19 protein-coding genes are annotated in these 22333 nt (G+C 68.0%); 9 read left to right on the top strand and 10 right to left on the bottom strand.

Annotated features, from left to right (window positions below):
* Nucleotides 1-867 (top strand): class I SAM-dependent methyltransferase (locus VLF18_RS00225; RefSeq protein WP_325277596.1); only part of this gene is annotated, 867 nt, incomplete at its 5' end.
* 106 nt (nt 868-973) lie between these two features.
* The gene (locus tag VLF18_RS00220) at nt 974-1369 is read left to right on the top strand and encodes a VanZ family protein (RefSeq protein ID WP_325277595.1); all 396 of its coding nucleotides are present in this window, start codon (nt 974-976) and stop codon (nt 1367-1369) included.
* On the opposite strand, the gene VLF18_RS00215 is transcribed toward VLF18_RS00220, so the two are convergent.
* Entirely contained in the window at nt 1338-2579 is a 1242-nt protein-coding gene (locus VLF18_RS00215; protein ID WP_325277594.1) for a multifunctional CCA addition/repair protein, read from the bottom strand. The two genes, VLF18_RS00220 and VLF18_RS00215, sit on opposite strands and share 32 nt — an antisense overlap.
* A gap of 156 nt (nt 2580-2735) precedes the next feature.
* Here VLF18_RS00215 and VLF18_RS00210 point away from each other — a divergent pair, with 156 nt between their 5' ends.
* Nucleotides 2736-3170: a group 1 truncated hemoglobin gene (locus tag VLF18_RS00210; protein WP_325277593.1), complete on the top strand. Its 435-nt coding sequence runs from the start codon at nt 2736-2738 to the stop codon at nt 3168-3170.
* A gap of 13 nt (nt 3171-3183) precedes the next feature.
* Here the strand turns inward: VLF18_RS00210 and VLF18_RS00205 are convergent, their stop codons facing one another.
* Nucleotides 3184-5181, bottom strand: coding sequence for a transglycosylase SLT domain-containing protein (locus VLF18_RS00205; protein ID WP_325277592.1), 1998 nt, complete (start codon nt 5179-5181; stop codon nt 3184-3186).
* 175 nt (nt 5182-5356) lie between these two features.
* Between VLF18_RS00205 and VLF18_RS00200 the strand changes: the two genes are divergently transcribed.
* The 3 genes from VLF18_RS00200 to VLF18_RS00190 all read left to right on the top strand — a co-directional run bounded on the left by VLF18_RS00200 (nt 5357) and on the right by VLF18_RS00190 (nt 10140).
* Nucleotides 5357-6163 carry a sulfite exporter TauE/SafE family protein gene (locus VLF18_RS00200; protein ID WP_325277591.1) on the top strand — a complete coding sequence of 269 codons (807 nt, stop codon included), beginning with the start codon at nt 5357-5359 and terminating at the stop codon, nt 6161-6163.
* A 283-nt stretch (nt 6164-6446) separates the two neighbouring features.
* Nucleotides 6447-9338, top strand: coding sequence for a TonB-dependent receptor domain-containing protein (locus tag VLF18_RS00195; RefSeq protein WP_325277590.1), 2892 nt, complete (start codon nt 6447-6449; stop codon nt 9336-9338).
* Nucleotides 9339-9549: 211 nt separating this feature from the next.
* Nucleotides 9550-10140 carry a hypothetical protein gene (locus VLF18_RS00190; protein ID WP_325277589.1) on the top strand — a complete coding sequence of 197 codons (591 nt, stop codon included), beginning with the start codon at nt 9550-9552 and terminating at the stop codon, nt 10138-10140.
* A gap of 82 nt (nt 10141-10222) precedes the next feature.
* Here VLF18_RS00190 and VLF18_RS00185 read toward each other — a convergent pair whose 3' ends face one another.
* From VLF18_RS00185 to VLF18_RS00170, 4 genes are all read right to left on the bottom strand, one after another.
* Nucleotides 10223-11026, bottom strand: a complete 804-nt coding sequence (locus VLF18_RS00185; protein WP_325277588.1) for an endonuclease/exonuclease/phosphatase family protein — start codon at nt 11024-11026, stop codon at nt 10223-10225.
* Nucleotides 11027-11150: 124 nt separating this feature from the next.
* Nucleotides 11151-11804, bottom strand: coding sequence for a thiol:disulfide interchange protein DsbA/DsbL (locus tag VLF18_RS00180; protein ID WP_325277587.1), 654 nt, complete (start codon nt 11802-11804; stop codon nt 11151-11153).
* 21 nt (nt 11805-11825) lie between these two features.
* Entirely contained in the window at nt 11826-12497 is a 672-nt protein-coding gene (locus VLF18_RS00175; RefSeq protein WP_325277586.1) for a thiol:disulfide interchange protein DsbA/DsbL, read from the bottom strand.
* 178 nt (nt 12498-12675) lie between these two features.
* Nucleotides 12676-13338: a c-type cytochrome gene (locus VLF18_RS00170; RefSeq protein ID WP_325277585.1), complete on the bottom strand. Its 663-nt coding sequence runs from the start codon at nt 13336-13338 to the stop codon at nt 12676-12678.
* A gap of 149 nt (nt 13339-13487) precedes the next feature.
* On the opposite strand from VLF18_RS00170, the gene yihA reads away from it, so the two are divergent.
* Entirely contained in the window at nt 13488-14114 is a 627-nt protein-coding gene (gene yihA, locus VLF18_RS00165; protein WP_325277584.1) for a ribosome biogenesis GTP-binding protein YihA/YsxC, read from the top strand.
* Between the two features lie 14 nt (nt 14115-14128).
* Here yihA and VLF18_RS00160 read toward each other — a convergent pair whose 3' ends face one another.
* The 3 genes from VLF18_RS00160 to VLF18_RS00150 form a co-directional block, all read right to left on the bottom strand.
* Nucleotides 14129-16903, bottom strand: coding sequence for a TonB-dependent receptor plug domain-containing protein (locus VLF18_RS00160; RefSeq protein ID WP_414717164.1), 2775 nt, complete (start codon nt 16901-16903; stop codon nt 14129-14131).
* Nucleotides 16904-17264: 361 nt separating this feature from the next.
* Nucleotides 17265-18335: a FecR family protein gene (locus VLF18_RS00155; RefSeq protein ID WP_325277582.1), complete on the bottom strand. Its 1071-nt coding sequence runs from the start codon at nt 18333-18335 to the stop codon at nt 17265-17267.
* Nucleotides 18336-18346: 11 nt separating this feature from the next.
* The gene (locus VLF18_RS00150) at nt 18347-18937 is read right to left on the bottom strand and encodes a sigma-70 family RNA polymerase sigma factor (protein WP_325277581.1); all 591 of its coding nucleotides are present in this window, start codon (nt 18935-18937) and stop codon (nt 18347-18349) included.
* Nucleotides 18938-19036: 99 nt separating this feature from the next.
* Here VLF18_RS00150 and VLF18_RS00145 point away from each other — a divergent pair, with 99 nt between their 5' ends.
* Nucleotides 19037-20050 (top strand): cyanophycinase, encoded by a 1014-nt coding sequence (locus VLF18_RS00145; protein ID WP_325277580.1) that lies wholly within the window; start codon nt 19037-19039, stop codon nt 20048-20050.
* Between the two features lie 98 nt (nt 20051-20148).
* Entirely contained in the window at nt 20149-21174 is a 1026-nt protein-coding gene (locus VLF18_RS00140; protein WP_414717163.1) for an isoaspartyl peptidase/L-asparaginase family protein, read from the top strand.
* 185 nt (nt 21175-21359) lie between these two features.
* On the opposite strand, the gene VLF18_RS00135 is transcribed toward VLF18_RS00140, so the two are convergent.
* Nucleotides 21360-22333, bottom strand: a 974-nt coding sequence (locus VLF18_RS00135; RefSeq protein WP_325277579.1) for a hypothetical protein, incomplete at its 5' end; no start/stop codon positions are given.

The following is a 22333-nucleotide window of genomic DNA, read 5'->3' as shown; positions in this document are numbered from 1 at the left end:
GTCGGGTCGTCGGCGCAGATGCTCGAACTCGGCGGCGGCAGCGGTGCGTTCGCAGCCGACTGTCTGCGCGAACTCGCCGCATTGGACGCGCTGCCCGCGCGCTATGCGATGCTCGAACCGAGCGCCGATCTGCGCGAACGTCAACGCGAACATCTGCAGCACTTGCCCGCCGAACTCGCTTCGCGCGCGATCTGGATCGACCGCCCGCCCGAGGACGACTGGCAGGGCGTGCTGTTCGCCAATGAAGTGCTCGACGCGCTGCCCGCGACGCGCTTCAGCGTGCGCGGTGGCGAAGTGTTCGAGGAACACATCGTCGATGCCGGCGACGGCGGATTTGCGAGCATCGACCTTCCGGCCGACGGGTTCACGGCCAACGCCGTGCGTCACATCGAGCGCGATCTGGGGCACGGCTTCTCCGACGGTTACCGATCCGAAGTGCTGCCGCAGCTGCCGTACTGGATACAGGCCGTCTGCGGCGGTCTGCGGCGCGGCATGGCGCTGTTCGTCGACTACGGCTACGCGCGGCGCGAGTACTACCGCAGCGATCGTCGCGACGGCACGCTGATCGCGATGTACCGTCATCGCGCGCACTCGGATGTGCTGTCGCGCGTCGGTCTGCAGGACCTGACCGCGTTCGTCGATTTCAGCGCGCTCGCCGAAGCCGGCAGGGGCGCAGGATTCCGGCTGGCGGGGCTCGGCACGCAGGCCGAATTCCTCATGGCCAACGGTCTCGACGCGGTCTTCGCCGATGCCTACGCGTCGAGCACCGACGAGGCCGCGCGCTATCGGCTTTCGCAGGAGGTCAAACGGTTGACGCTGCCGGCAGAAATGGGCGAGACGTTCAAGGTCATGGCGTTCGAGCGCTGAGCGCCGTGTCGGCCGCGGCGGTTGCCCGCGGTTCGCCCGATTGCGGCCGCGATCGGGCCAGCATGGAAGGCCATCGTCGACGGCATCTTCTCCGGGCGAATCCGACATGAACGGGAATCCGCGACCTCTGCGCTACGCGCGTCTCTGGCGCATCGGCGGTCATGCGCTGCTGCTGCTCGCACTCGCCGCCGCACTGCTGCCGGCGCCGCAAGGTCTCGGACGCATCGACTACGGCGACAAGCTGCTGCACGCGGGCGCTTTCGCGTTTCTGATGCTCTGGTACGCGCAGGTCTATGCGGGTCGTCGCGAACGACTGCGTTGCGCGTGCGGCCTGATCGGTTTCGGACTCACCATCGAGCTGCTGCAGGCGCTCGTGCCTTACCGCGCTGCCGACATCTGGGACCTCGTCGCCGACGGTGCGGGCGTCATGCTCGGCCTGCTGCTGGCGCGCACGTGGCTCGGCAGCCTGCTCAGCCGGTTCGAGATTCGTCCGGCGGCTTGAGCGCCGCAACGGCGGCGATGCGCGCACGTCGCACGGCCTCGCCGATCGCCGGTCCGGCAATGCCGCGCTCGACGAACGGTTTCGCCTCGATCGCCGCGGCGGCGGCAAATGCCTTGCGCAACCAGTCGGCCTGCGGATACGGCGCGTCGTTCAGGCCGAGCCGGCCGCGCTTGTCCGCCGTGCAGACGAGCAGGAACTGCTCGACCCGGTCCTTCTTGCGAAATCCGTCGAGCGATTCGAACAGCTCGACCACCGTGGCCGGGCGCAGTTCGAAGGCGCGATGCGCGTTCAGATGCTGCCGGCAGCAGAGCACGGCCAGCTCGACATATTCCGTCGGCGGCCGGTAGCGCGCCGCGAGCTGCCGGATCGGCTCCACACCGCCGGATTCGTGGCCGACATGACGCGGCAGCTGATCGGCCGGCGTCAGCGCCTTGCCGAGATCGTGAACCAGCGCGCACCAGCCGATCAGCGCGTCGCCGGGGGCGAGCCGTGCGGCCATGTCGACGACCATCTCGGTATGCACGCCGGTGTCGACTTCCGGATGGTATTCGGCACGCTGCGGCACGCCGTACAGGGCGTCGATCTCGGGAAACAGACGGGCCAGCGCGCCGCACTCGCGCAGTATTCGAAGAAACGCCGACGGCTGCGGTTCGGTCAGCGCGCGGCGCAGCTCGGCCCAGACGCGCTCCGGCACGAGGTGATCGACTTCGCCGTTGTCGACCATCGCGCGCAGCAGCGCCTGGGTTTCCGGCGCGAGCGTGAATCCCAGCGGCGCATAGCGCGCGGCGAAGCGGGCGACGCGAAGCAGGCGTACCGGGTCCTCGACGAAGGCCTCCGAGACGTGTCGCAGCACGCGAGCTTCCAGGTCCCGCGCGCCGTCGAACGGATCGACGAGCCTGCCGCTTTCATTTTCGGCCATCGCGTTGATCGTCAGGTCGCGCCGGCGCAGGTCGTCCTCCAGCGTGACCGCTGCGCTCGTGTCGAAGGTGAAGCCGGCATAGCCGCGGCCGCTCTTTCGCTCGGTGCGCGCCAGCGCGTATTCCTCGCCGGTCTGCGGATGCAGGAATACCGGGAAATCCTTGCCGACCGGCTTGAATCCGCGCGCCGTCATCTCCTCCGGCGTCGCGCCGACGACGACATAGTCGCGGTCGCTCGCGAGGCGGCCGAGCAGGCGATCGCGCACCGCGCCGCCGACGAGATAGATCTCCATGATTCGGCCTCTCCTTCGCTCCGGATCGTCGAGCTTAGCAGCGCGCCGCGCGAGCAGTGCATCCGCGCGCCTCGCGCGCACGTATACGGCTTGGTCGGTGAAAGGGGGCGGCCTACACTCCGGTCGTCGGTAAGTCCACCTCAGCGGGATGTCGCCATGAAGATGCTGCTGCCCGGTCTGCTCGCGGTACTGCTCGGCGCCTGCGCGTCGGCGCCGCAAAAGTCAGTAGTGAAGAACGACACTTTGTATCAGCGTCTCGGCGGTGCGCCCGGGGTCGAGGCCGTCGTCGACGCCTCGCTGCGGCACGTCCATGGCGACCTCCGCATCAACATCTTCTTCGAGAATTCCGATCTCGCCGATCTGCGGCGCCTGCTGATCGAGCAGATCTGTGCGGCGACCGGCGGTCCGTGCACCTATACCGGCCGCAGCATGGAGGAATCGCATTCGGGCATGAACCTGACCGACAAGGACTTCGACGCGTTCGTCGAAGACCTCATCGCGGCCATGACCGAGGTCAAGGTCAGCCCGGAGCTCCAGCAGGAAGTGCTCGCGCTGTTCGGACCGATGCGGCCGCAGGTCGTCGGTCAGTAGGAGCGAACCCGGCTCAGGCGCCCGGCGCAGCGGGCGCCGATACCGTCTGTGCGGTGTCGGCCGCCTTGGCCGCGGTCGCCGTCGGGCAGACGATGGCCTTGCGTGGCGCGTCGCGGCCCGGCGCGGCGTAGTCCTGGCCGTAGCGCGGCAGCCGTGCGGCCACGGCGAGCGCCTTGCCGTTCAAGCGCCAGTCATAGATCACGGAGAACGCGAGCACGCGCGCGACGTATTCGCGCGTCTCCTTGTACGGGATGCTCGCGATGAAGAAGTCGGGCTCGAGCTGTCCGCGCTGACCCAGCCAGCGTTCGACCGCGCCGGGGCCGGCGTTGTAGGCCGCGCTCGCGAGCCACGGCGCGCCGTTGTAGCGGTCGGCCATCTGGGAGAGGTATCGCGTGCCCAGGGCGATGTTCGTGTCGCCGTGATAGAGATCCTCGGCGCGGCTGTAGGCGATGCCCGCACCCTTCGCGACGCGCGCTGCGGTCGACGGCAACAGCTGCATGAGGCCGTACGCGTCGGCGCTCGACCGCGCGTCCTCGACCCAGGCGCTTTCTGCACGGATGATCGCGTAGGTCCAGGCCGGATCGAGCCCGGTGTCGTGTGACGCGCGGCGAATCTGCGGTTCGCGCGCCAGCGGAAAGCGCTGCTCGTAATAGCGCAGTTCCTCGCCCTTGTTCAGCGCGAACACGGCGCGGTCGTACCAGCCTTCGCGATAGGCGAGGTCGGCGGCGAGCCGGCGCTGTTCCGGTGCAAGCCGGCCGAGCGTGTAGTCCCATTCGCGCCGCGCCTCGCGGCCTTCGCCGAGCGCGCGCCATTCGAACGCACGCGCGAGACCGTAGTCGCCGAGCAGCCGCTGTTCCGCGGCGCGATCGGCGGCGAGGTTCATCGCACAGATCGCGTACGGCTTGTCGGTCCAGTCGGCGGCGAGAAAGCCGTAGAAGTTCGCTTCGCCGGCGAGCGTTGCCAGCAGCGGATCGGCCTCCGCGGCGCGGTCGAGCTTGCGCAGCACGCGCGCGCGCAGATAGCGCCATTCTTCCGATTTCTTCTGCTCGTCGCCCAGCGCATCGAGCGCCTGCAGCGCCGCGGTCCAGTCCGAAGCCGCCAGCGCGACGCGGACGCGCCACTCGCGCGTCGCGTCGGTCTGCGCCGCGACCGGCAGATCGGCGAGCCGCTTCAGCGCATCGGCATCGAACTCGGTCGCGCGGTACAGCGCGAAGGCCGCGGCAATTTCGCCGCGTTCGGCAGCGGTCCAGCGAAAATGCTTCGCGAGCGCGGTCTGGTTCGCTTCGGCGCCGGCGGAATCGCGCCGCGCCTGGCGCGTCAGCGCGATGACCGCCGCACGGCGGCTACGCGCATCGTCGGGCCAGCTCTTGGCTTGCTTGAGCGCCGCGGCCGGGTCGCGCAGTGCGGCGCCGAGCCGGTTGGCGGCGGCTTTCTCGCCAGCGGGAAGTCGCGGCGCGAGCGCGTCGACGATCGCGGCCTTGCCGATCGTCACGCCGCGGTCGATGCGCTGCCAGAGCTTGGCCGTGTCGAGCAGCTTGTTCTGTTGCGCCCAGTCGAGCACCGGTTCGCAGGATCCCGGCAGCGGCCGGTCCTCGTTCCAGAGCGCTTCGAGATCTTCCTGCCAGTTGATCGTGCCGCCGCCGGCCAGCTTCGCGTCCAGCGCATGACAGCGCAGCTCGCGATCGCTGCCTTCGACGTAGACGGCCAAGAAGTCGGTCCACTGCTTCTTCGCGGCGCGATCGAGCAGCCACGCCTTGCGCAGCTCGACCGCCGGCAGCGCGTCGGGCCACTGCGACACGAACGCCTGCAGCGTCTCGGGTTTCACCTTGTCGAGCTGCGCCGCGAGTTCGCGTGCCTGCAGCACGGGCAACAAGGGATAGTCGACGAGCTGCGCGGCTTCGGCCTTCCAGTCGCGCTGGCGTTCGATCGCATCGAGCGCGCGACGGAACGCCTGACGTTCGGCCGCGCGGTCGGCGGCGACGGCGGGCAGCGAAGCAGCAAAACACAACACCCAGCACGACCAAAGTCGGCGACGAAAATGCGGAGACGGACTTGCGCGGGACATGCGCCGAATCTTAGTGTCCCGGCGCCGAACTACCAACAGTATTTCGGCATTTTTACCGGTTTTTCCCGCGTTTTTTCCATTTTCGCGCCGCGGCTGCGCCTATCGCCCGACAAGGACTCGCATGATTCTCGACATCGCGCTCTATCTCGCCGTCGGCGCGGCGGCGGGACTGCTCGCGGGACTGCTCGGCGTCGGCGGCGGACTCATCATCGTCGCCGCGCTGGCCTGGCTGCTGCCGTTGCGCGGGTTCCCGGCCGATCACGTCATGCACGTCGCGCTCGCGACGTCGCTGGCCAGCATCATCCTCACCTCGGTTTCGTCGACGCGCTCGCATTGGAAGCGCGGCAGCGTGCTGTGGCCGAGCGTGAAGGCGCTCGCGCCGGGACTCGTCGTCGGCGGACTCGGCGGCGCGCAGATCGCGAGTCATCTGCCGAGCGACGCGCTGCGCTGGTTCGTCGCCGGCTACTGCCTGATCGCCGCCGCCCAATTGCGCTACGGGCAGGTGAAGCCGGGCCGCGCCGAGACCGACGCGCCGCCGACCGGCCCGCTGCTGTTCGCCGCCGGCGTCGTCATCGGCATCGTTGCGGCGCTGGTCGGCATCGGCGGCGGCAGCATGACGGTGCCGCTGCTGGTCTGGCTCGGCGTTGCGCCCGTGCGTGCAGTCGGCACCTCGGCGGCCTGTGGTTTCGCGATCGCCGTCGCAAGCGCGCTCGGCTTCGTCCATGGCGGCCATGCGGTCGCAAGCGACCTGCCGCCCGGAAGCCTCGGCTTCGTCTATCTGCCGGCTGTTGCCGGCATCGCGCTCGCGTCGATCGTCGTTGCGCCCCAGGGCGTGCGGCTCGCGCATGCGTTGTCCGGCGCGGCGCTCAAGCAGGTTTTCGCCGCGTTCCTCGTTGCGATGGGACTCGTCGTCGCATTCAGCGGTTGAGTCTGTCCGGCGCAGGCGGCAAACCTCCCGTCGAGCCCGTCCGGAGGCCGGTCTAGTCAAGTCCGGACAAAGTGTTTTACATTCCCGTAACTCCGCGTGCGGGTAACCGTAACGTGGAGATGCCCTGGAGCCTCACGCTCCGGTCGGGCCGTCAGGGGGGACGGCGTCGGCAGCGGCAATCGGGATGGCGAAGTCGGAGCGGGCGCTGCATGCGCCGTGGGGGCTTTGGCGCGCGCCAACCGGTGAATCCAACCGGTTTTCGGGACCATAACGGGAGTTACCGATGAAAGTGCTGCACCGTCACAAGCTCGCCCTGAGCATTCATGTCCTCACCGTGGCCCTGCTGGCCGGCGCCGCTCAGCCGGTACTCGCCCAGGGCGATCGCTCCGGCGACGACACCACCAAACTCGAAGCCGTCGAAGTGACGGGTTCGCGCATCAAGAAGGCCGAACTCGAAGGCCAGACGCCGGTGGTCACGATCACGGCGCGCGACATCGAAGCGACCGGCCTCGGCTCCATCGGCGACGTGATCCAGCGCCTTTCGGTCAGCGGTTCCTCGCTCAATACCAAATTCAACTCGGCCGGCAACTTCGGTTTCCCGGCGGACGGCGGCGGCGTCGGTTCGGGTTCGACGACGATCTCGCTGCGCAACATCGGCGCGAAGCGCACCCTGGTCCTCGTCGACGGCCTGCGCTGGGTCAATGAATCCTCGGGTTCCGGCGTTTCCGCCGCGGTCGACCTCAACACGATTCCGGCCAGCGCCGTGGAGCGCATCGAGATCCTGACCGACGGCGCCTCGTCGCTGTACGGCTCGGACGCGATCTCGGGCGTCATCAACATCATCACCAAGCGCAAGTCCGAAGGTCTCGGCGCCAATATTTCCTATGGCGACTATTCCAAGGACGGCGGCGAAACCACGACCGGCAACCTGTCGCTCGGCGGCAGCACCGATCGCCTCGACTTCTTCCTCGACATCAGCCACTACGAGCAGAAGTCGATCAGCTCGTCCGTCTGGGACCAGTCCTCGTTCCCGACGCCGGGCGCGGGGCTTGCCGGCGGCAGCTCGTACATTCCGTATACGCGCACGATCTTCACGACGCCGAACGGCGAAACCTACGGCGGTCTGTGCCCGGGCGGCGTCTGCAACATCGCCGCGAACGGCACGACGAACGGCGTGCAGCCATTCCCGGGCGGCTTCCACCGCTTCACGAATGCCGACCGCTTCAACTTCGCGCCGTACAACCTGCTGCTGACGCCGAGCACGCGCGACGGCCTGTTCGGCCAGGCGCGCTACAAGATCAGCGACAACGTCAGCTTCTATCTCAAGGGCAGCTACACCAAGCGCGAGTCGGTCAACCAGGCGGCACCGGAACCGATCGGCCTGGGCTCGGCGCTCAACACCAGCGACCTCGGCCTCGTCACCGGCGTCGACGCGACCAACCCGTACAACCCGTTCGGCTTCACGCTGGATCCGGGCAGCAATCTGATCGGTCTCGGCCGTCGTCCGGTCGAAGGCGGTCCGCGCATCTTCACGCAGGACGTCGACACGCGTTACTTCGCGACCGGCCTCGAAGGCAGTTTCGGCACCGCCGACCGCGACTTCTACTGGGACATCAACTACGTCAACAGCGACAACAAGGCGACGCAGACGGTCCAGGGCACCTACAACATCGCCCACATCCGCCGCGCGCTCGGTCCGGTTGCCGAATGCACCGCGCCCTGCGTGCCGCTGAACATCTTCGGCGGCCCGGGCTCGATCACGCCGGAAATGCTGAACTACATCAGCTTCATCGAGCAGGACCGCAGCGAGAACTCGCTCGAACTCTGGTCGGCCAACATCTCCGGCGACATCGTCGAAATGCCGGCCGGCTCGCTCGCTTTCGCGGCGGGTTACGAGCACCGCGAACAGGAAGGCTATTACACGCCGGACGCGATCGTCGTCGCCGGCGAAGGCAACGGCGTGCCCTCGCTGCCGACGCGCGGCCAGTACGACGTCAACGAGTATTACCTCGAACTCAATGCGCCGCTGCTCAAGGACGTCGCGGGCGCGAAGAGCCTCGATCTGTCGGTCGCTTCGCGCTACTCCGACTACTCGACGTTCGGCGGCACGACGAACAACAAGGTCGGCCTGCGCTGGCAGCCGACCGACGATCTGACCCTGCGCGGCACCTGGGCCGAAGGCTTCCGTGCGCCGTCGATCGGCGAACTCTACGGCTCGCCCGCGCGCTTCGACGCGACGATTTCCGATCCCTGCAACGGCGCGACCGGCCAGGCCGCGACGAACTGCATCGCGCAGGGCGTGCCGAATCCGGCGACGTTCGAGCAGGCCAACACGCAGATCTCCACGCGTACCGGCGGCAACATCAACCTGACGCCGGAAACCTCGAAGTCGATCACCGCCGGCGTCGTGTACAGCCCGAGCTGGGCCGAGAACACCGGCTGGTCGCAGAAGCTCGACTTCGACCTGACGTTCTGGAAGATCAAGGTCGAAGACGCGATCCAGGCACCGGACGCGCAGACCCAGCTCGACCGCTGCGTCGCGACGAACTCGCCGACGTTCTGCACCGGCATCGTGCGCGGCATCTCCGGCGACATCATCAGCTTCAACAACACGCTGACCAACCTCGGCACGATCGACACGCAGGGCTATGACATCGGCCTGAACTGGATGAGCCCGGACTGGGGCTGGGGCACGCTCGGCGCGTCGGTGTCGACGACGTATGTCGACAAGTACTCGGCCATCGCGAACGACACGGGCCTCGCCGAGCCGCTGACCGTCGGCATCGAAGTCGCCGACCGCGCGATCAACAAGTGGCGCACGACGGCGAGCCTGAGCTGGGCGTCGGAATCGTGGAGCGCCCGCTGGACCTCGCGCTACCTGTCGGGCCTGACCGAAAACTGCAATCCGGACCTCACCGCCGCCGGCGCGGTCTGCAGCAACCCGAACTCGGATCTGTCGGGCGGCACCAACCACCTCGGCGCGACGACGTTCCACGACTTGCGCGTGAACTGGAAGCTGCCGGTCAGCTTCGACTTCACCCTGTCGGCCGGCGTGAACAACATCTTCGGCAAGGATCCGCCGGTCTGCGTCTCGTGCTCGCTCAACGGCTACGACGCGGGCACCTATGACCTGCCGGGCCGCTACAGCTACGTCCAGGCCGGCGTGCGCTTCTAAGCGATCGTCGAGACAGTGGGGGAATCGCCGGGCCGCGCAAGCGGCCCGGTTTTTTTTGTGCGCGACTCGCGGCAATGCTTCCGGTGCGTCACGTTCAGGCACGCTGTCCGGCGCGCCACCATGACTTCCGGCTAGTGCAAACGGCCCTTGAGATGGTTGCGGTTTGTGCTAATTTGCTCACAAGGTTTCCCCCGGCAGTGCGGAGGTCGTCATGCGACCGAGTAAGCTGCAATTGTCTGTGTTGGCCCTGGCCTGTGCGTTTCCGCTGCTGGCCCCAGCGCAATCGGCCGCACCCGCGGCCGCATCCGCAAAAACCGACGCCGAGGTCGCCCTTGCCGTCGCCGATCTCGACCTCTATCAGCGCGGTCTGCAACTCGAAATCGATGCGTTGCGACAGGCGCAGCAGCGCCTTCAGTCCGCGCGCGAAGCGCGCGACGAAATCTCGGAAAGCGCGGCGCTGCAGCCGGTGCTGACGCGGCAGTACGAGCGCAATGTCGCGAAGGCGCTGAACGTCGAGCTGACCCGCTACCGCGACATCAAGCGCCGTCTCGGCGACATCCTCGTGCTCGGCGAATACATCGACCAGCTCAACGCGCAGCTCGATCAGCTGCATCAGAGCGGCATGAGCGCGAAGCAGCGTGCCGATCAGCGCAAGGCGATCGAGGAAGCGCGTGCGAAGGCGGTCGATCCGTACGCGCTGCTCGACGTCGCGGTGCGCGAAGCGCTGAAGCAGCGGGCCGATGCGCTCGTGCGGCTGCGCATCAACAACCGCGATCTCGTGCACGAGCTGACGAGTCGCTGAGAGGGGGCGGCGCGGTCCGCGCCTGCGGGCCGTCGCCGGCTCGGCAACGGCCGCGCATGCGGAACAGGTATCGCGCGCCGCGTCAGGCGGCGCGCCGCAGCTCCTGCTGCAGGCTGGTCGGCAGCGTCACGCTCGCGGCGACCGGCAGGTGATCGGAGAATGCTTGCGGCAATGTCCACAAGCTGTCGATCTGCAAACTTTCAGAAACGAGAATGTGGTCGATAGCGCGGCGCGGGCGCCAGCTCGGGAACGTCGGCGGCGGCGCGAGCGGCGGCACGAGCGAGGTCTTGCGGTAGAGCTCGCGCAATTCCGCGCTGTCCGCGGCGCAGTTGAGATCGCCCATCAGCACTGCGTGCGGCGCATCGGCCAGCAGTTCGGCGATGAAGCCGAGCTGGCGCATGCGGGCTTCGGGGCCGAGCGACAGGTGCGAGATGACGACCGTCAGCGCGTCGCTGCCGTTGCCGAAGCGCGCGAGCAGCGCGCCGCGGCCGGGAATGCGGCCGGGCAGCGGATGGTCGATGACTTCGGACGGTTCGATGCGACTGATCAGGCCGTTCGCCGACTGCGCGAGCCGCGACACGCGGCGATTCGGCTGATGACTCCAGTACGGAAAGCCCGCGGTCTCCGCGACGTACTGAGTCTGGTTCATGAAGCCCGAGCGCAGCGTTCCGGCGTCGGCTTCCTGCAGCCCGACCACGTCGAAATCTTCGATCGAGCGAGCGAGCGCTTCGAGATTCGCGCGCTTGCCCGGATGAGGCAGCCAGCTGCGCATGACGTAGTCGCTGTAGCGACCGACGCTCGCGCCGGCGACGATGTTGCAACTGAGCAGGCGCAGCCGTTCGATCGAGGGGCTGCTGCTGGGGGCGGAGCCGGGCGAGGCACTCATGGCGCGAGCCTATGCCGGTCGCGCCGGCCACCGCAAGCGACCTTGGTCGGATACGCGGCAGATCGAAACATCGGCGCGAGGAACGTGCGGCGTGGCGTTCGTTCCTCGCGCGATTCGACGTTGATTACTTCTTCTTTGCAGCGAGTTCTTTGTTGACCAGGAACAGCGCGAGTTCGACGGCCTGGCCCTGGCCGCCGGCCGAAGCCGCGTCGAGGCGATACTTGCCGTTGATCACGAGCGTCGGCGTGCTTTCGATCTGATAGGCCATCGCGCGTTCGCGGCCCTGGCTCAGATTGCCTTCGACGACGAACGACTGCGCCGTGCTCACGAAGTTCTTCGGATCGACGCCGAAGCCGGCGTAGAACCCCGCGAGGTCTTCGATCGAGCGCAGCGGCTTGTGATCGCGATGCAGCGCGTCGAACAGCGCCTGGTGCGTCTTGTCGAGCACGCCGAGCGACTGCGCGGCGTAGAACGCGCGGGCCAGCGGTTCCCACGACGGGTTGAACACGACCGGCATGTAATTGAACGTCACGCCGGCCGGCAGCTTGGCCTTGAGCTGGTCCGCGAACGGCTGGAAATGTGCACAGTGCGGGCACGCGTAGGAAAACACTTCGGTAACTTCGACCTTGCCGCTGGCCGGCGGCGTCGGCTTGGCGAGCACGATGTAGTGCTGGCCTTCCTTCCAGTCGGTCTTCGGCGCTGCCGCCTTGTCGTCCTGAGCGCCGCAGGCGCTGACGGCGAGGAGGCCGGCGAAGAGGAACATCAGTCGCTTGAGCATGGTGATCTCCAGAACGTCGAATTACTTGGCGGCCGCGGATTCCTGCGCGACCAGATGCAGGATGATGGCTTCGAGATTTTCCCAGCTGCCGGCGCTCTGGCCGTTCAGCCGGTACTTGCCGTTGACGATGAAGGTCGGCGTCGAGTCGACCTGGGTCGCCTTGATGTACGCCTCGGCCTTCTTCATCTTCGTGTTGATCGCGAACGAACTCGAGGTCGCGGTGAAATCGGCGGCCTTCACGCCGTATTTCTCGTAGAACTTCGCGACGTCTTCCATCGTCGGCGGCGGGTTCTTGATTTTGCCGTTGACGACGACGGCGAGCGAACGGCCGCCCCAGATCTCGGTGAACATGTCGTCGTGCGCCTTGTCGGCGACGCCGAGTGCCAGTGCCGTGTAGTAGCTGCGCTGGAACAGCGGCCACTGCTCGCCCTGGTTCCACGACGCCGGAACGTAGGTCATCACCGCGTTCGGCGGCAGCTTGGCCTTCAGATTCTTGACCTTCGGCGCGGCGGAGAAGCAGGCCGGGCAGCCGTAGGAGAACACTTCGGTCACTTCGACCTTGCCGGCGTGCTCGGTCGCCTGCGGCGGATCGATGCGGAAGTAGTGCTTGCCTTCCTGCCACGGGCCGCTCTGGGCCGACACGCTGGCCGCGGCGACGAGGCCGGCCAGGCCGAGGACGAAACGCTGGAACATCCGGATCTCCTGGTTGTGCCGCAGCCGTTGACGGCTGCGACGATCACTGCAAATCCGGAGCGTACGCGGGTTTGGCGGGCACCGGTGCAGTCGAGGGGCACAGACACGCCGGACCGGGGCGAGTTCACGCCGAGCGGCGCGGGTCGCGCCCGGCGTTCAACTGCCGGCCGACCGGCACTTACTTGGCGGCGGTCGTGACCGGCTTGGCCGTATGCAGGCCTTCGGCGTACGAAGCGACCGCGACCACATCCTGTTCGGTGAGACGCTTGGCGATGTCCGGCATGATCCTGGCGCGGTCGTCGTCGCCCCAGGTGGCGCCGTTCTGCCAGTCCTTGAGCTTGGCGATGACGTAGTCGGTCCACTGGCCGGCGATCTGCGGATAACCCGAACCCGGATTGCCGCGGCCCGACGGGCCGTGGCACGACATGCAGGCCGGAATGCCGCGCTTGACGTCGCCGGTGCGCCAGAGCTGTTCGCCGCGCGCCTTCAGCGCCTCGTCGCCGTTGCCGGCGGTGGCCTGCTTCGTCGCGAAATGGGCGCCGAGATCGTGCATGTCCTGCTCGGTCAGCGTCGAGGCGAAGCCGAGCATGATCGCGTTGTTGCGCTGGGTCGACTTGAACAGCGCGAGCTGGCGCGCGATGTAGTCGGCCTGCTGCCCGGCGATCTTCGGGTACTGCTTGTCGGTCGAGTTGCCGTCGGGACCGTGGCAGGCGCCGCAGGCGGCGGCCTTCGCCTCGCCGGCCTTGGCATCGCCGACGACAGCATGGGAAGCGGCCGTTTCCGCCTGGACCGAACCCACTGCGAGCAAGCCCGCCAGAGCAACTACGCGCCGAAAACTCATTACACTCGACTCCACTAGGCTGGAAACGTGGCCATCCCCGGCGGGCAGACGCTGGCGGGGGACAGAAAACCGCCGAATTGTACCAGCGCCCCCCAGACGGTCAAACGCCTGCCGCGCGTTCTCCCGTCCGAGTTTCCAGAGCCGACCGCATGTCCGATTCCCTGTTCCGCCGCGCGCGCTTTCGTCTTGCCGCGCATGAACTGCGCCAGCTTCCCGCCGATCGCGGCGCCGAAGTCGCGTTCGCCGGCCGCTCCAACGCCGGCAAGTCGAGCGCCCTGAACCGCATCTGCGACCAGGTCGGCCTTGCGCGCACATCCAAGACGCCCGGACGCACGCAGCAGCTCGTCGTGTTCGAGCTCGACGGCGACCGGCGCCTGATCGATCTACCGGGCTACGGCTACGCGAAAGTGCCGACTGCGCTGCGCGATCACTGGCGCGAACTCATCGATGCCTATCTGACCGACCGCCAGTCGCTGCGCGGCGTGGTCCTGATCATGGACAGCCGCCATCCGCTCAAGGACTTCGACCGGCTGATGCTGCAGTACTGTCGCGACATCGGCCTGCCGTGCCATGTGCTCATGACCAAGGTCGACAAGCTCTCGCGCGGCGAGGCGGCGCGCACGCTGCTGGCCACGCGCCGCGAAATGGCGTCGCTGTGTCCCGGCGCGACGATCCAGGCGTTCTCCTCGCTCGACAAGATCGGCATCGACGAGGCGCGTGCGGCGATCGCCGCGTGGCTCGCGGACGATGCCGCCGAGGCTCCGCCCGCCACCTGAATCGCCGCGGCCGCTCAGAGCGGCTTGCCGCCGAACTTGTGCGTGTACTGGACGAAGAACTGACGGCCGGTCGCGTCGAACCACGAGATGTCGTAGTACGGATAGCCCGTCGCCGTCGGATCGCGCGGCGGCATCTTGTCGAACAGGTTCGTCACCGCGAGCGAGAGCTGCGAGCGCTCGCTGAAGCGGTACTGCAGCGATGCGTTGTAGCGATAGGTCGCGCCGAGCCACGCACTGCCGCCGTCCTCGGGGTCATAGACCTCCGACACCGAATCGGAATTCGGCAGGCGGCCCAGGCGCTCGCCGTGCAGCGTCGCGGTCCAGCGGTCGCGCTCCCAGCTGATGCTCGCGCTGGCTTTCGTGCGTGGAAGGTCGAAGCCGCTGTTGACGGCGAACTGGTCGTCGACCGGATCGCCGTCGTACTGCTGGCTTTCGTGACGCCGCACCCAGGTGTAGTTGCCGCTGAAGCGGAACAGGCCGAGCGCGGTTTCCAGCCGGTAGTGCGTGCTGAAATCCAGGCCGCTGGTGCGCTCGCGCGCGATGTTGATCGGATTGACGGAGACGCCGTACAGCCCGCCGTCGTTCGAGCGCCGCACGCGCGCCAGCGCATCGATGCAGGTCGGTGACGACGGATCGACCGGCGTGCCGTCGACGCGCGTGCCGATGCGGCAGCTCGCCTCGTCCTGCAGCACGCCGTCGATGCGCAGATCCTGCACCTGATTGCGCAGATCGATGTCGAAATAGTCGAGCGAGAAATCGAGCGTTGGCAGCGGCGAGAACACGAAGCCCGCGGTATACGCTTTGCTCGTTTCCGGCTGCAGCCGGCGATTGCCGGTGCGCGTCACGATCACGGCCTCGTCGCCGAAGGAACAGTCGGTGACGTCGATTTCCGGCTCTTCGGTGCGGCAGCGGTAGTAGTCCGCGCCCGACGATTCGACGTTGCCTTCGCCGGCGAACACGTAGTGCAGATCCGGCGCGCGGAACGCCGTGCCGTAGGAACCGCGTACGAGCAGCGCGTCGAGCGGCCGCCATTCGAGTCCGCTGCTCCAGGTGAGCTTGTCGATCGAATGGCCGTCGTAGCGATACTGGTCGTAGCGTGCCGCCGTGCTGAGATTCAGCGAGTCGAGCAGCGGCAGGCGCAGTTCGCCGGCGGCGGCCCAGCGGTCGCGACTGCCCGAGCCGTCGGAATCGCGCCAGCTGTAGTAGTAATACTGCGTCGCGAGCGGATCGGGATTCAGATCGTATGCCTGGTTGCCCGCTTCGATCGTGCCGGAAAAACCCGCGTCGCCGGCCGGCAGCGCGAACAGTTCCGGATTCGTCATCGTCAGCGACAGCGTGTCGGTGCGCGACTGCGGCGTGTAGGTCGTGCGCGCGGCGATCGACTCGTATTCGGCGCGCGTCAGCGGCGCGTACAGGCGCGCCGGATCGGCGTTGAAGATCGGAAAGCCGTCATCGTCGACGCCGAGCTGCGGACCGAGAAACAGCGCGTTCGCGCGCTCGGCGACGATCTGCGGCCAGCTGATCGTCGAGCGGTACTGCGAATGGCTGAGCGCCGCTTCCCAGTCCCAGGCTTCGCCGAGACGTCCGTTGAAGCCCGTGCTCAGGCTGAAGGTCTTCTGCCGGTTGCGGATCATGCCGCGTTCGAGGCCGCCCATTTCTTCGGGCGAAAACTGGCGCTGCCAGTATTCGACGTCGCCGGTGGCGTCGTTGTAGAAGTAGCCTTCCTCGTTGCCGTCGGGCGCCTGGTAGCTCCACTGCGTCACGTCGCGAAACATCGCCACGTCGTGATAGCCGAGCTGCAGGTCGGCGAACCACTCGACGTCGTTGTCGAACGAATAGCCGAGCGACGCGTAGCCGTTCGCGCCCTTGCGCCGGCTCGTCATCGTGCCGTAGCCGATCGCGCGGTCGGTGCCGCAGTAGTAGCCGTCCTCGCCGTCGATGCCCCAGCCCGGCCGCGACGCGTAGAACGTCGAGCCGTCGTTGAGCTGCGACAGCCCGGCGCAGGTCGCCGCACCCGGGTCGAGGTATTCGTCATACCAGTTCGTGCGCAGGAACGCGCGGCGCGGCGCGCGCGAACGCTCGGTCGGCGCGTCGAAGGTCGAATCCTGCACGTCGCGCTGATAGGCCCAGAGCGGGCGCTGCGAAATCAGTTCGAGTCCGTAGATCGCGCGAAATCGGTCGTTGTCGAAACCTCCCGAAATGCTGAGATTCGCCGACTCGCCGCCGCCGCGCTCGGTGTCGCCGAGGCGCAGGTCGATCGTTGTGCCGTCGGCGCGCTTTTTCAGGATGAAGTTGACGACGCCGGAAATCGCATCCGAGCCGTAGATCGCCGACGCGCTGCCGGTCAGGATTTCGATCCGCTCGACCATGCCGAGTGGAATGTTGGAAATATCCGTAAAGTTGCTGCGGCCCTTGAACGGCATCGGAAAGTCGGCGATGCGGCGGCCGTTGACGAGCACCAGCGTGTGATTCGGGCCGAGCCCGCGCAGGTCGACCTGCTGCGCCCCCGGCGAGAAGTCCGCGCCGCTCGGCGACTGCTGGCTCTGCGTCTCGCCGCCGTTCTGCGTCATCGCGCGCAGCACTTCGGGCACGGTCGTGAAGCCGTTCGCCTTGATTTCCTGCGCCGTGATCACGCTGATCGGCGCCGGCCCTTCGATCTGCGCGCGCGGAATGCGCGAGCCGGTGACCTGCACGCTCTCGAGTTCGATGACCGGGCGTTCGGCGGCGGCCGTGGTCGCCGCGGCCGGCGGCGTCTTCGCCGCGGGCTGCGGCTGACGCACGATGACCATCGCGCCCGACGCATCGCGCCTGACGCCGTAGCCGCTGCCGCGCAGCAGACGTTCGAGCGCATCGCCGGCCGTCATCGTGCCTTTCGCGCCGTCGGTGCGCAGGCCCTTGAGTTCGTCGGCCGAATACACGAACTGCGCGCCGGACTGGCGCGCGAGCACGTCGAGCGCGGTGACGAGATCGCCCGCGGGAATGTCGACCGGCTCGGCCTCGAGCTGCGCCTGTGCGGACAGCGCCGCGCTGCAGGCCAAGGCCAGTACAAGTTTCCGCAGCGTCTTGCGCATCGTCGTCCCCCTGGAAAGGCGCACCCCGGCGCCTGCGCGAGTCATGACGAACGACGCGGAGGAATCCCGCCCGTTGCGATCACCGGCTGTAGAGGACGATGCGATCCGCTTCGCGCACCGCGCGCACGGGTACGGCCTGCTCCAGCAGATTCGCGAACACCTCGGCGTTGGACCAGCGGAAGCTGCCGCCGATGCGCAACTGCGCCGCGCCCGCATCGCCGATCACGAGCGGCCGCGTGTTGTAGCGATTGAACTCGGCGACCGCCACCGCGAGCGGCGTGTCGAGAAACACGACGAAGCCGCGACGCCAGTCGAGCGCGCGTTCCGCATCCGCGATGGAACCGGCGCGCACGAGCACGCCGCCGGCCGTGGCCACGGCGCTGCTGCCGGCCGGCAACAGCGTCACCGGCTGACTGCGGCCGTCGCCCGGATCGGATTCGAGCCGCACCGTGCCTTCGCTGACGACGACACGCACGTCCTCGCCGTCGCGGCGCACCGAGAAGCGCGTGCCGACCGCGACGATGCGGCGCGAGCCTGCCTGTACCGCGAACGGACGCGACGCATCCTTCGCGACGTCGAAATAGGCTTCGCCGCGGCGCAGATCGACGTTCCGCCCGCGCCGTGACAGCGCGACGTCGATCGCGCTGTCGCTGCTCAGCGTCGCGGCCGAGCCGTCGGCCAGCGCGATCTCGCGCAGGCTGCCGACCGTCGTGCGATAGGCCGCGGGCGTGACGTGGTCGAAGCGCTGCCAGCCCCACAGCGCCGCGATCGATACGAGCGCAACGAGGAGCGCGGCGGCGAATGCGCGGCCGCGGCGCGGCGCAGGTCGCCGTGCCGAGGCGCGGCGTGAGCGCACGCGCACCGGCACGAGCTCCGCTTCGTGTGCCGTGGCCGGCTGCAGCCCGAACGGCGCCTGCGACCAGCGTCCGCGATGCGGCAGTTCGCCGGCCGGTACGCCGGCGCCGAGTGCCTTTAGCCGTCCGAATTCATTCCACGCTGCTTCGAGACGCAGGAACGCGACCCGATGCGCCGTCGCTGCGGACAGCCAGGCATCGAGCGCCGCCGTGTCGGCCGGCGACCAGTCGTCGGCGTCCCGGCGTGCCAGCCACTCGGCGGCATCGTGCTCGATCTGTCTGCTGTCTGCGTTCATTGCTTGCGTACTTACTCCAACCGGCCTGCGCCGCGCCGCTTCACGCCGCGGCCGGCGGACTTCGGCGCCGGCGATCGGCCGTGGTAGTGCTCGGCCAGCAGGCGCATACCCTTGGCGATCTGTTTTTCGACGGCCTTCTCGCTGATGCCGAGCTTTGCCGCAACCGTCTTCTGAGGCAGTTCTTCGACGCGGCGCAGCCAGACGATCTGGCGGCAGCGTTCCGGCAACCGGTCGAGCGCGGCGGCGAGATGCTTGAGGATCTGCCGCGCGCCGAGCCGGTGCTCGGGCGAAACCTCGTCCACCAACAAGACGTTCAAGGACTCGAAATCACCCGCCGGCTCGATCGACACGATGCGCCCGCGACGCAGCCGGTCGGTCATCAGGTGCCGCGCCGTGGCGAACAGGAACGACTTCGGCTGCTGCGGCAGTGATCTGGCGGCGGCCTCGTAGACGCGCACGTAGACCTCCTGGCGCAGGTCATGCAGATCGTCGGTCTGCGACCAGCAGCGCCGCAGGTACTGCACGAGGGCGGCCTCGTGCACGAGGATTTCGCGAACGAACCAGTCGTCGAGTGGATTGTCCATCGCGCGACGATAGCTCATCACCGCAGGCGTTGCGGGACCTGGTTCACGACCTTGGTCGACGTAGGGATATTCGCCGCTGCTTCGTCCTCAACGCCATTCGCCTGCCGGAGAGCCGCGATGCGCCGCTTCGTGTTCCTTGTCCTCGCGCTCGGCCTGTCCTTCGCCGCCGTCGCGGCGGCCGCGCCTGTCGGGAATCCCGCCGCCGACGCCGGCTATCGCTACTACGAGATCGGCGATCCGGCCGCCCCGCGGCCGCGGCCCACCGCGTTCGGCCTGCTGCTCGTCGGCGGCGGCGACTGGCCTTACGACGGCTTCCGCTGGTTCATCGAACGCGCCGGCAACGGCCGCATCGTGATCCTGCGCGCGTCCGGCGACGTTGAAGCGCAGAACGAATTCTTCAACGACATCGGCGGCATCACCGCCGCGCAGACGCTCGTGTTCAGCGATCGCCGCGCGGCGAGCGACCCGCGCGTGCTCGGGATCGTGCGCGGCGCCGACGGCCTGTTCCTGGCCGGCGGCGACCAGGCCAACTACGTGCGGTACTGGAAAGACACGCCGCTGGCCAAGGCCATCGACGATCACGTGCGCGCCGGCAGACCGCTCGCCGGTACGAGCGCCGGACTCGCCGTGCTCGGCGCCCATGTCTACGGCGCGCTCGACGGCGGCAGCCAGACCTCGCGCGACGCGCTCGCCGATCCCGCCGGTCCGACCTCGACGCTGACCGGCGATTTCCTGCACCTGCCGTTCCTCGACGCGGTCATCACCGACAGCCACTTCGGCCGGCGCGAGCGGCAGGGACGCCTGATCGCGTGGCTCGCGAAGCTCGCGCACGAACGCAGACAGCCCGACGTCGCCGGACTCGGCGTCGACGAATACACGGCGCTCGCGATTTCGGGTACCGGGGAATCGCGCGTGTTCAGCGGCAACGGCGGCCACGTCTGGCTGTTCCGTCCGTTACGAGCGGCCGATGTCTATGCACCCGGCAAGCCGCTAAGCTTCCGCGCCGTGCCCGTCGTCGGGCTCGGCACCGGCAGCGTGCTGCATCTGCCCCAGTTCCGCGTCGAGCAGCCGGCGTTTCACGCGGTCTATGACGTCGAGGCGGGGAAGATCAGGCGGATGGAGAAGAACTAGGGTAAGGAACGAGAGAACGAGTTCCTTCACGGCGCAGCCGTCGAGCTGCGTTGTCCGCCGGTTGTCATCTCATTTTCTCTATTTATCAGAGTGCGCAAATGGCAAATATCCTATCTGGCCTCGCCGCAACGCCGCTGCTCATGGCCGCGACGCTCGCCGGCGCGGCCGAGACGCCCGCGGCGAAGACCGTGCTCGTGATACATGCCGGCGCCGGCGTCGAACGAGCGACGATGCTGCCCGGCGAGGAAAAGTCGGCGCGCGCCGCGCTCGAAGCCGCGCTGCGCGCCGGACATGCGGCGCTGGCGGCCGGCAAGCCCGCGCTCGATGCAGTCAGCGCGGCGATCGTCGTGCTCGAGGACGCGCCCGAGTTCAACGCCGGCCGCGGCGCCGTGTTCACGCACGACGGAAAGAACGAACTCGACGCGGCGATCATGGACGGTGCGACGCGCCGGGCCGGCGCGATCGCCGGCGTGCAGCGCATCAGGAACCCGATCGCGCTCGCGCGCGCGGTCATGGAAAAATCGCCGCACGTGATGATGACGGGCGCGGGCGCCGAAGCGTTCGCGGCGAGCATCGGCATGACGTTCGTCGATCCGTCGTACTTCCACACCGAGAAGCGCTGGAAGCAATTGCAGAAAGCGCTGCGCGCCGAAAAGGACGGCAAGGCGCAGGTCGACGTCGAGACCGCGAAGCATTTCGGCACCGTCGGCGCCGTCGCGCTCGACGCGAAGGGACGACTCGCCGCCGGCACCTCCACCGGCGGCATGACGAACAAGCGCTACGGCCGCGTCGGCGATTCGCCGATCATCGGCGCGGGCACCTATGCGAATGCGCGCTGCGCCGTGTCCGGGACGGGCTGGGGCGAGTTCTACATCCGTGCGGTCGCCGCGTACGACATCTGCGCGCGCGTCGAATATGCCGGCCAGAGCGCGCGCGAAGCAGGCGAGGCCGTGATCAATCGCGAAATCCCGAAAGCCGGCGGCGACGGCGGCGCGATCGTGCTGACGAGCGACGGCAACTTCGCGCTGCCGTTCAACACGGAGGGCATGTACCGCGGCTGGATCGGCGCCGACGGCGTGCCGCACGTCGCGATCTACGAGGAAGACGAACTCGCCGAACCGTAGGTTGCGCTGAGCCGAAAGGCGAAGCGCAACATCGAGGTCGTCGCTTCCGGCGAATGTCGGGCGGAGGAGATGCGCGTGCTTCGTCTTGAGGCGGCGCCGCAAGCGTTTCCTCGGTTACGGGTTCATTGCTGCGGAATCACCGCGATGTTGCGGTTCGCCTGCGGCTCAGCACAACCAGCGTCGGCTCACCATTTCAACAGCCCGAGCACGATCTCGATGACGATGAGCACGACGATCGCGACTTCGAGCAGTTCGGCGCGGCGGCTCGACGCTTCGTCGTAGAGCGCGGTGTACGTGTCGCGCACGATCGCGAGCTTGCGGTCGACCGCTGCGGCGACGGTCGGCACGCGGAACAGGGTCAGGGCCGACGAATAGATGCGCGCGAGATAGACGTCCTCGGTGACCTTCAGCGCGTTGTCGATCTTTCCGGTCAGCTCGGTCACTTCGGCGACGAGCGTGTGCAGTCGGCGCGCGAGGTGCGCGAAATGGCGCGCTGCGAGCAGGCCGCGCGCGTGGCGCGCGTGCTCGACCGCGTCGTACATCCGCGGCAGCTCGGCGTCGAGCAGTTCGTCGTAGTAGCGCAGTTCGAGCAGCTGCGCGTTCGCGACCTCGATCACGTCGACGACATCCGACTCGTCGCGCGGCTCGACGATGAACGCGCGGTCCCAGGTCAGCGCGACGAGATCGTCGGCGTAGTAGGAAAAGCGCTGCCGCAGCAGATCGGTGCGCGCACCGTCGGACAGCTCGCGCGTTTCGCCGGACAGCAGCGGCGCGAGATCGATCCGGCTCGTCAGCTCGCGCGCGGTCAGCGCCTGATCGAACTCCTGCACGACGATCAGCAGATAGTCCTCCTGCAGCCGCTCGGCCGCCGGCCGCGTCAGTGCAGAGGCGAAGCGCTGCACGTTCTGCTCGCAGAGCGCCGACCAGAGCGGCGCGCCCGACGCCGGTCCGAGCTCGCGGTCGACCGCGCGGCTCAGCTGCACGAGTCCGTCCCAGGCGCGCTCGCCGACCGGCACCGCGATCGCGAGCGTCATCGCGCCGAATTCGTAGAAGCTCGCGCTGACCGCGCAGTCCAGCGTCTCGCCGTCGAATGCGAACGTCAGCGACGGCAGCGCGACGACGACCGGCGGCACGCCGAACGCGACGGCCTTGGCCGGCG

This window comes from Tahibacter sp., from assembly GCF_035481375.1.
Lineage (GTDB): Bacteria > Pseudomonadota > Gammaproteobacteria > Xanthomonadales > Rhodanobacteraceae > Tahibacter.
This window is presented reverse-complemented; position numbering and strand designations above follow the sequence as displayed.